8 protein-coding genes and 1 pseudogene are annotated in these 9,214 nt (G+C 65.2%); 7 read left to right on the forward strand and 2 right to left on the reverse strand.

What is annotated here, in order from left to right; translation table 11 throughout:
• Positions 1-294 (forward strand): NrtR DNA-binding winged helix domain-containing protein (locus FFS27_RS22570; protein WP_442962187.1); only part of this gene is annotated, 294 nt, incomplete at its 5' end.
• A 46-nt stretch (positions 295-340) separates the two neighbouring features.
• Here the strand turns inward: FFS27_RS22570 and FFS27_RS22575 are convergent.
• Positions 341-1,966, reverse strand: a complete 1,626-nt coding sequence (locus FFS27_RS22575; RefSeq protein WP_021263653.1) for a methyl-accepting chemotaxis protein — start codon at positions 1,964-1,966, stop codon at positions 341-343.
• A gap of 56 nt (positions 1,967-2,022) precedes the next feature.
• A complete protein-coding gene (locus tag FFS27_RS22580) occupies positions 2,023-2,961 on the reverse strand; it encodes a LysR substrate-binding domain-containing protein (RefSeq protein ID WP_003095575.1) in 939 nt (312 codons plus the stop codon).
• 619 nt (positions 2,962-3,580) lie between these two features.
• On the opposite strand from FFS27_RS22580, the gene FFS27_RS22585 reads away from it, so the two are divergent.
• The 6 genes and pseudogenes from FFS27_RS22585 to FFS27_RS22610 all read left to right on the forward strand — a co-directional run.
• Positions 3,581-4,705 (forward strand): branched-chain amino acid ABC transporter substrate-binding protein, encoded by a 1,125-nt coding sequence (locus tag FFS27_RS22585; RefSeq protein ID WP_003135508.1) that lies wholly within the window; start codon positions 3,581-3,583, stop codon positions 4,703-4,705.
• A gap of 234 nt (positions 4,706-4,939) precedes the next feature.
• Positions 4,940-5,854: an ABC transporter permease subunit gene (locus tag FFS27_RS22590; RefSeq protein ID WP_003095571.1), complete on the forward strand. Its 915-nt coding sequence runs from the start codon at positions 4,940-4,942 to the stop codon at positions 5,852-5,854.
• A 10-nt stretch (positions 5,855-5,864) separates the two neighbouring features.
• Positions 5,865-7,142 carry a high-affinity branched-chain amino acid ABC transporter permease LivM gene (gene livM / locus FFS27_RS22595; protein ID WP_003099983.1) on the forward strand — a complete coding sequence of 426 codons (1,278 nt, stop codon included), beginning with the start codon at positions 5,865-5,867 and terminating at the stop codon, positions 7,140-7,142.
• A complete protein-coding gene (locus tag FFS27_RS22600; protein WP_003095566.1) occupies positions 7,139-8,011 on the forward strand; it encodes an ATP-binding cassette domain-containing protein in 873 nt (290 codons plus the stop codon). Before livM ends, FFS27_RS22600 begins: the two co-directional genes overlap by 4 nt.
• Positions 8,008-8,724, forward strand: coding sequence for an ABC transporter ATP-binding protein (locus FFS27_RS22605; protein WP_003095563.1), 717 nt, complete (start codon positions 8,008-8,010; stop codon positions 8,722-8,724). Before FFS27_RS22600 ends, FFS27_RS22605 begins: the two co-directional genes overlap by 4 nt.
• Positions 8,725-8,794: 70 nt before the next feature.
• A pseudogene (locus tag FFS27_RS22610) lies at positions 8,795-9,214 on the forward strand (ornithine cyclodeaminase family protein); the annotation flags it as partial.

The raw sequence follows: 9,214 nt of genomic DNA on the forward strand, positions 1-9,214 counted from the left end.
CAGCAGGCCTGCAAGCGCCTGGCGAGCAAGTCGGTGTACAGCGCCCTGCCGCTGTTCCTGCTGGCGCCGCGCTTCACCGTGGCCGAGGCGCTGAAGGCCTTCGAGTGCGCCATCGGCCAGGAAGTCCAGCATTCCAGCCTGCGCGGGCGCCTGGAGCGGATGAAAGAGGCTGGCTGGGTCGAGGACACCGGCGAACGCCAGCGTCCGCCCATGGGGCGCCCGCAACACGTCCTGCATTTCACCCCGAAGCCGGGCGGCGCCTTCGTTTTCGACCGCAGCCTGCTGGCGTCCTGACAAACGGGTGCGGCAGGGCCGGTGAGGCCGCTCCCTGCCGCGCTTGCTAGACGGTGAAGCGCTGGATCTGCTGCTCCAGTCCGTTTGCCAGCTTCGCCAGCTCGACACTGGAGGTGGAGGTCTTCACCGCGCCCTCGGCGACTTCACCGATGCTGGCATTGAGCGAGTCGATGTTCTGGCTGACCTCGCTCGCGGTGGCGGTCTGTTCTTCCGTCGCCGTGGATATCTGCGCGTTGCTCTGGGCGATACCTTCGACCGCCTGGGCGATGAGACCGAGCGCCTTTCCCGCCTCGTGGGCGCGCTGGACGCTGACCTGGGCCTGCTCGCGTGACTGCTGCATCACGCTGACCGCGCTGCTGGCGCCTGCCTGCAGGGCTTCGATCATCTCGCGGATGGTTTCGGTGGCCTTGTGCGTATTGGTGGCCAGGCTGCGCACTTCATCGGCGACCACCGCGAACCCGCGTCCGGCCTCGCCCGCCCGTGCGGCTTCTATCGCGGCATTGAGGGCGAGCAGGTTGGTCTGCTGGGCGATGTTCTGGATGACTTCCAGGACGGTGCTGATTTCATCGGTCTTGTTGCGTAGCGTGTCGATGACGGCTCCCGCCTCTCCGACCATGACCGACAGGCCCTGGATGGCGTCGAGGTTCGCATGCACGAGGCCGGTTCCGGTGTGCGCCTCGCTGTTCGCCGATTCCGCGCTGGCTGCGGCGGCCTGGGCGTTCCGCGCCACGTCCTGGACCGCCATGCTCATCTGGTGTACCGCCGTGGCGACCATGTCGGTCTGGTCGCCCTGGGACGTGGCGACATGGCTGACCTGGTTGCTGATGGCGCTCATCTCGTCCGAGGTGACGGTCAGCTTCCTGGCTGTCTCGGCGAGATGGCGGAGCAGCGCCTGCTGGCTTTCCAGCATCATATTGAAGGCGCGCGCCGTATCGGACACTTCGTCGCGCCCGCGCGCATCGGCGCGGAGCGTGAGATTCGAGGAGTCCTGCACGCGGCGGATCACCCCGCGCAGATCGGAAAGCGGGCGCATGATCGACAGGCTGATGAACCAGGCCGCGGCGACGATGAGGACCAGGGCTGCGGCGCCGATGAGCAGGAAGGTGGTGCGCATGGAGTCGTAGCGTTTCTCCATCTGCTCGTTGAGCTTGGCGCCTTCGCTGAGCTGCAGGTCGATCAGCGTCGACAGCGCGGTTCCCAGGGGATCGAACGCACCATACATCTCGCGATTGAACGTTCCGGCCTCGACGTTTCGCAGGCTTCCGGCCCTGGCCTGCTCGCCGTATGCCAGGGTCATCCGCTTGACCTGTTCCAGGGTGGGGACCAGCGACTCGATGATTTCCTTCTCGGCGGCAGTCCGGTGGTCTGCGGAATAGTCGGCCCACGACTTCTCGATGCGCGACAGCGCCCCACTCAACTCCTGCTGCAGGCGCTCTTCATCGAAGACCCCCGCACGGTACTTGTGCAGGGCGTCGACCACGCTGACCGCAACGGCGTCGGCGACGATCTTGAGCTGGCTGATGGGCTTCATCCGGTTGTTGAAAAGGTCCTGGAAGCTGGCATCGAGTCGACTGGCGTTGGCCAGCGCCATCGCGATGACCGTGACGAGCATCGTCAGGGGCAGCAACGCCAGGACCAGCAGGCGGATTCGAACCGTGACGCCAGTGAGCATGGGACGTTCCGAGGTGAACCGAGTGAGAGTAAAGATGGTTCCGCACAGCGGAAACGTCAAACCGGGCCGTGGCGCGTCTGGCGGGGGCCCGCTGAGGGTTGCTCCTGCTCCAGGCGCTCTACCATCCACTCGATGAAATGGCGCACCTTGGGGACTTCCGCGGCATGCTCGGGATAGGCCAGGTAGTAAGCCTCCTGGCTGGGCAGGGCGTGCGGCCAGGCGATCGCCAGCTTGCCTTCGGCGAGTTCCTCCTCGACCAGGAAGCGCGGTAGCAGGGCTACCCCGCAACCGGCCTGGGCGGCGCGGATGCACATGTAGAAGGTGTCGAAGCGTGGACCGTGGTAGCAACCCTGGCAATTTCGCTCCAGGCTGGCGAACCAGTCGTGCCAGGCCTCCGCGCGGCTGGCGTTCTGCAGCAGCACCAGCCCCGCCAGTTGGGTCGGCTCGTCCAGTCCGCCGGCCGGCAGCAGGGATGGCGCGCAGACCGCCACCAGTTGTTCGCCGAACAGGCGTATGCACTCGGCGCCCGGCAGGGTGCCGGGGCCGAAGAAGAACGCCAGGTCGCAATGGCCCTGGCGCAGGTCGTCCGGTTCCAGTTCCTGGCGCAGGTCGAGGTGGATGTTCGGGTGGCGGTGGCGCCAGCCGTTCAGTTGCGGGATCAGCCAGCGCGCGCCGAAGGTCGGCGGGGTCGCCACTCGCAGCACTTCGGTCTCGCCGCCGTAGGAAAGCAGGAAGCGGGTGGACAGCTCTACCTGTTGCAGGATGCGGCGTACCTCGGCCAGGTACAGCTCGCCGGCCGGGGTCAGTTGCAGGCGCTTGCGCACCCGGCGGAACAGGGCGTGCTGCAACTGCTCCTCGAGTTGCGCGACCTGCTTGCTCATGGCGCTTTGGGTCAGGCTCAACTCTTCGGCGGCGCGGGTGAAGCTCAGGTGCCGGGCTACCGCTTCGAAGCATTGCAGGGCGGTCATCGACGGCAGGCGGCGTTTGTTCAGCATGGCGGGTTTCCTGGCGCGGGTGGAGCGGGCGGAACGCGTTATATGAATAAACGGAATGACGTGGGGAGGAAAGCTCGCTTGCCGGGGTGCCGGGCGACGCTTATTACTGCCGGCAAGTCTCGCGATAGAGCATTCGCTGGCTTATGACGAATCCGTCACAGGGCTTTGCGCCGAACGTGGCGTCGCTCACGGATATGTCCATGTCGTATTCGAATCGACTTTTTCCGCCAAGTACCGAATCCCGGGAAGTTCATGTTCATATTAATTTTAAAAACCGCTCTGTCCTGCACTTTCATTAAAAAAGAGGACCTCAATTAGTGCGTGCAGCGCACCAGTGACGTGCAGTTTCTAACCGCTTCAATATCGTTGTAGAGTTATTCCTAGGAACGGTTCAGGCCTTGTGAAGCCTGGGCTGTAGCTCTCCGAAGGGGATTCGGAGAAATGTCTAAATGACTGATTTCCAATAACAAAGATAAAAACGGAAAGGAGGGCTAAAGTTCTTGTGGCCGGCCACTCAGGAAAAAAACGAATGGCACGCCGCTTGCTCTGCCTGTTGAGCGAAACACAACAACAACATCGTAGTTACGAGCGCCAACATCATCCTCAGGAGCAACACCCCATGTCCAAGAAGCTGTTCAGAAAAGGCATCCTGGCTCTCGCGGTTTCATCCGTGATGGGTCTTTCCACGCATGCGCTGGCCGACGTCGTGATCGGTGTGGCCGGACCGCATACCGGCGCCAACGCCTCCTTCGGCGAGCAATACTGGCGCGGCGCGTCCCAGGCGGCGGAAGACATCAACGCGGCGGGTGGGATCAACGGCGAGAAGATCAAGCTGGTCAAGGCCGACGACGCCTGCGAACCGAAGCAGGCCGTGGCCGTGGCCAACCGCCTGGTAGACCAGGACAAGGCCATCGCCGTGGTCGGCCATTTCTGCTCTTCTTCGACCATCCCCGCATCCGAGGTCTACGACGAGGCCGGGATCATCGCCATCACCCCCGGTTCCACCAACCCGCAGGTCACCGAGCGCGGACTCTCCGGGATGTTTCGCATGTGCGGCCGCGACGACCAGCAGGGCGTGGTCGCCGGCGACTATATCGTCAAGGTGCTGAAGGCCAAGAAGGTCGCGGTGATCCACGACAAGGACACCTATGGCCAGGGCCTGGCGGACGCCACCAGGGCGCAACTGAACAAGCTCGGCGTGAAAGAGGTTCTCTACGAGGGCCTGACCCGCGGCGAGAAGGACTTCAACGCGCTGGTTACCAAGATCCGCGCCTCCGGTGCCGAGGTCGTCTACTTCGGCGGCCTGCATCCGGAAGCCGGTCCGCTGGTACGGCAGATGCGTGAACAGGGACTGACCGCCAGGTTCATGTCCGACGACGGCGTGGTCACCGACGAACTGGCGACCACCGCCGGCGGTCCGCAGTACGTCAAGGGCGTGCTGATGACCTTCGGCGCCGACCCGCGGCTGATCCCCGACGGCAAGGCGGTGGTGGAGAAGTTCCGTGCCGGCGGTTTCGAGCCGGAAGGCTACACCCTCTACTCCTACGCCTCGATCCAGTCCCTGGCGGCGGCCTTCAACGGCGCCGGCGCCAACGATCCGGCCAAGGCCGCCGAGTGGCTGAAGTCGCATCCGGTGCAGACCGTGATGGGCAAGAAGGAATGGGACAAGAAGGGCGACCTGAAAGTCTCCGACTACGTGGTCTACGAGTGGGACGACAAGGGCAAGTACCACCAGTTGCCCTGATCGCGCTCGACCGCCATGCGCCGGGCACAGGCTCGGCGCATGGGTAAGTCCGGGAGCTGCTGAAGTGCTCGCCCGTGCTTGCCGCCGTAGTGCGGATTCACCGAAGACGTCTGCGTGTGGTCGGTCTGGAGTCCCGCGATCCGGGGCCGTTTCAGTAGCACCCGTCCGCTTTCACCGGCGAGCGCCGGCGCGCCTTACAAAGGCCGTCGCGATTCGCCCTGAAGAGACTGAAAAATGGACGGCATCTTCCTCCAGCAAATGATCAACGGGCTGACCCTCGGCTCGGTCTACGGCCTCATCGCCATCGGCTACACCATGGTCTACGGCATCATCGGCATGATCAACTTCGCCCACGGCGAGGTGTACATGATCTCCGCCTACCTGTCGGCCATCGCCCTTGCCCTGCTGGCCTTCTTCGGCCTGCAGAACTTCCCGCTGCTGATCCTCGGCACCTTGCTGTTCACCGTGCTGGTGACCTGCACCTACGGCTGGGTGATTGAGCGCATCGCCTACAAGCCGCTGCGCAACTCCACGCGCCTGGCGCCGCTGATCTCGGCGATCGGCATGTCGCTGATTCTGCAGAACTACGTGCAGGTGGCACAGGGACCGCGCCAGCAGGGGATCCCGACCCTGCTCGACGGCGCCCTGAAATTCCACGTCGGCGACGGTTTCGTCCAGCTCACCTACACCAAGCTGTTCATCCTGATCGCTTCGCTGATCGGCATGGCAGTGCTGACCTACGTGATCCGCTACACCAAGCTCGGGCGCATGTGCCGGGCGACCCAGCAGGACCGCAAGATGGCTTCGATCCTGGGGATCAACACCGACCGGGTGATCTCCTACGTGTTCGTCATCGGCGCCGCGATGGCCGCCCTGGCCGGGGTGCTGATCACCATGAACTACGGCACCTTCGACTTCTACGCCGGCTTCATCATCGGCATCAAGGCGTTCACCGCGGCGGTGCTCGGCGGCATCGGCTCGCTGCCCGGGGCGATGCTCGGCGGCCTGGTGCTGGGAGTGGCCGAGGCGCAGTTCTCGGGGATGGTCAACACCGACTACAAGGACGTGTTCGCCTTCTCGTTGCTGGTACTGATCCTGATCTTCCGTCCCCAGGGCCTGCTCGGCCGCCCGCAGATCGCCAAGGTGTAAGGGGACGACGATGAGCAACGAGACTTCCATCGATCTCAAGCAGTGCGTCCTCGATGCCGTGCTCTCCGGGTTGATCGCCCTGGTGGTGTTCGGCCCCATCGTCGGCGTGGTCCTCGACGGCTACGGCTTCAACCTGCATTACGAGCGGGTCGGCTGGATCATCGCGATCGTGATGGCCGGGCGCTTCCTGCTCAGCCTCTACCTGCAGACCCGCGGCGGGCGGGCCGTGCTGGAGCGCTTCGAGGGGGCTGGCAGCGGCGTCCACGTCCTGCCGCCGGGCTACAAGACCCGCTTGCGCTGGATCGTGCCGCTGATCCTGGTGGCCGCGGTGATCTTCCCGTTCTTCGCCAGCAAGTACCTGCTGGCGGTGGTCATCCTCGGCCTGATCTACGTGCTGCTGGGCCTGGGCCTGAACATCGTGGTTGGCCTCGCCGGGCTGCTCGACCTCGGCTACGTGGCCTTCTACGCCATTGGTGCCTATGGCCTGGCGCTGGGCTACCAGTACCTCGGCCTGGGCTTCTGGACCGTCCTGCCGCTGGCCGCGCTGACCGCCGCGGTGGCCGGGGCGATCCTCGGCTTCCCGGTGCTGCGCATGCATGGCGACTACCTGGCGATCGTCACCCTGGGCTTCGGCGAGATCATCCGCCTGGTACTGAACAACTGGCTGTCCTTCACCGGCGGGCCGAACGGCATGCCGGCGCCGGCGCCGACCTTCCTCGGCCTGGAGTTCGGCCGCCGGGCCAAGGATGGCGGGGTGCCGATCCACGAGTTCCTCGGCATCGCCTACAACCCCAACATGAAGTTCCTGTTCATCTACGTGGTGCTGTTCCTGGTCGTGCTGCTGGTGCTCTACATCAAGCACCGGCTGACCCGGATGCCGGTCGGGCGCGCCTGGGAGGCGCTGCGCGAGGACGAGATCGCCTGTCGCGCGATGGGCCTAAACCATGTGCTGGTGAAACTCTCGGCGTTCATGCTCGGCGCCTCCACCGCGGGACTGGCCGGGGTGTTCTTCGCCAGCTACCAGGGCTTCGTCAACCCGTCCTCGTTCAACTTCTTCGAGTCGGCGCTGATCCTCGCCATCGTCGTGCTCGGCGGCATGGGCTCGACGGTCGGGGTGGTGATCGCCGCCTTCGTCCTCACCGTGGCGCCGGAGCTGCTGCGCAGCTTCGCCGACATCCGCGTGCTGCTGCTCGGGATACTCATGGTGGTGATGATGATCTGGCGGCCGCGCGGGCTGATCCGCATCAGCCGGGTGGGCTTCGCCCCGCGCAAGGGGGTGGCGCCATGAGCGACAAGATCCTCAGCGTCGAGCACCTGATGATGCACTTCGGCGGCATCAAGGCGCTCAACGACGTCAACCTCGACGTCGAGCGCGGTTCGATCACCGCGCTGATCGGCCCCAACGGCGCCGGCAAGACCACCGTGTTCAACTGCCTCACCGGCTTCTACAAGGCCACCGGCGGCAACATCCTGCTCAACACCCAGGGGCGCACCACGGACGTCATCCAGGTGCTCGGCGAGCCGTTCCAGTTGGACGACTTCGTCAAGCCGCCGCAACTGGGCAGTCGCCTCTACTACAAGATGTTCGGCGGCACCCACCTGGTGAACCGCGCCGGGCTGGCGCGGACCTTCCAGAACATCCGCCTGTTCAAGGACATGTCGGTGGTGGAGAACCTGCTGGTGGCGCAGCACATGTTCGTCAACCGCAACCTGCTCGCCGGCATCCTCAACACTCCCGGCTATCGCCGCGCCGAGAGCGAGGCGCTGGACCACGCGTTCTACTGGCTGGAGGTGGTCGACCTGGTGGACTGCGCCAACCGCCTGGCCGGCGAGATGTCCTACGGCCAGCAACGGCGCCTGGAGATCGCCCGGGCCATGTGCACGCGGCCGGAACTCATCTGCCTGGACGAACCGGCCGCCGGCCTCAACCCGGCCGAGACCCACGCCCTGAGCAACATCGTCCGCTACCTGCGCGACCACCACGGGATCACCGTACTGCTGATCGAGCATGACATGGGCATGGTGATGAACATCTCCGACCACATCATCGTGCTCGACCACGGCGACGTGATCGCCCGTGGCAACCCCGAACAGATCCGCCATGACGAGAAGGTGATCGCCGCCTATCTCGGTGCCGACGAAGAGGAGCTGTCATGAGCGCGGCGTTGCTGGAATTCCGTGAGGTGGACGTGTTCTACGGGCCGATCCAGGCGCTGAAGAAGGTCTCGCTGCAGGTCAACGAGGGCGAGACGGTGAGCCTGATCGGTGCCAACGGCGCGGGCAAGTCGACGCTGTTGATGTCGATCTTCGGCCAGCCGCGCGCGGCGGCCGGGCAGATCCTCTATCGCGGCCAGGACATCCGCCAGAAGTCGGCGCACTACGTGGCGTCCAACGGCATCGCGCAGTCGCCGGAAGGACGCCGGGTGTTCCCCGACATGAGCGTCGAGGAAAACCTGCTGATGGGTACCATTCCCATCGGCATGGACCACGCCGAGGAGGACATGCAGCGCATGTTCGAGCTGTTCCCGCGCCTGAAGGAGCGGCGCAACCAGCGCGCCATGACCATGTCCGGCGGCGAGCAGCAGATGCTCGCCATCGCCCGCGCGCTGATGAGCCGGCCGAAGCTGCTGTTGCTCGACGAGCCCTCCCTGGGCCTGGCGCCGATCGTGGTCAAGCAGATCTTCCAGACCCTGCGCGAGCTGGCCAGGAGCGGCATGACCATCTTCCTCGTCGAGCAGAACGCCAACCATGCGCTGAAGCTCTCCGACCGCGCCTACGTGATGGTCACCGGGGAAATCCGCATGAGCGGCAGCGGCGAAGAACTGCTCGGCAACCAGGAGGTGCGCAACGCCTATCTCGGCGGACATTGAGCGCGCCCCGCCTCGGCGCTCTGGCCGCCGGGGCGGGCGCTGTCCTGCAGCGACGGAGGAAACTCGACTTATGCACAGCCTGCGCTTTTTCAGCAACGCCGAGGTCGCCGAGCGCCTGTCTTATCCACAACTGATCGAGGCGTTGCGCATCGGCCTGGCCAAGCCTTGCAGTGCGCCGCTGCGCAGCTGCCATGCCTTGCCGGGGCAGGCCTCGTTGCTACAGATGCCGGTGTGGCAGGCCGGCGAGGGGATCGGCGTGAAACTGGTGACGGTGTTCCCCGGCAACGGCGCGCGTGGCCTGCCGGCGGTGGCCGCGGTGTTCGCCCTGTTCGACGGCGAAGACGGTCGCCCGCTGGCGTTGCTGGAGGCTTCGGAACTGACCGCCCGGCGTACCGCCTGCAGCTCGGCGCTGGCCGCCGACTACCTGGCGCGGGACGATGCGCGGCGCCTGCTGGTGGTCGGCTGCGGAACCCTGGCTGCGCACATGGTG

Origin of the sequence: Pseudomonas sp. 2VD, from assembly GCF_005503585.1 — a bacterium.
GTDB classification, from domain to species: Bacteria; Pseudomonadota; Gammaproteobacteria; order Pseudomonadales; family Pseudomonadaceae; genus Pseudomonas; species Pseudomonas aeruginosa.

What these genes read in the sequence shown, in the direction of transcription:
- livM (WP_003099983.1), top strand. Translation starts at nt 5,865, where the DNA reads ATGAGCAACGAGACTTCCATCGATCTCAAGCAGTGCGTCCTCGATGCC.
- FFS27_RS22580 (WP_003095575.1), bottom strand. Translation starts at nt 2,961, where the DNA reads ATGCTGAACAAACGCCGCCTGCCGTCGATGACCGCCCTGCAATGCTTC.
- FFS27_RS22575 (WP_021263653.1), bottom strand. Translation starts at nt 1,966, where the DNA reads ATGCTCACTGGCGTCACGGTTCGAATCCGCCTGCTGGTCCTGGCGTTG.
- FFS27_RS22590 (WP_003095571.1), top strand. Translation starts at nt 4,940, where the DNA reads ATGGACGGCATCTTCCTCCAGCAAATGATCAACGGGCTGACCCTCGGC.
- FFS27_RS22605 (WP_003095563.1), top strand. Translation starts at nt 8,008, where the DNA reads ATGAGCGCGGCGTTGCTGGAATTCCGTGAGGTGGACGTGTTCTACGGG.
- FFS27_RS22585 (WP_003135508.1), top strand. Translation starts at nt 3,581, where the DNA reads ATGTCCAAGAAGCTGTTCAGAAAAGGCATCCTGGCTCTCGCGGTTTCA.
- FFS27_RS22600 (WP_003095566.1), top strand. Translation starts at nt 7,139, where the DNA reads ATGAGCGACAAGATCCTCAGCGTCGAGCACCTGATGATGCACTTCGGC.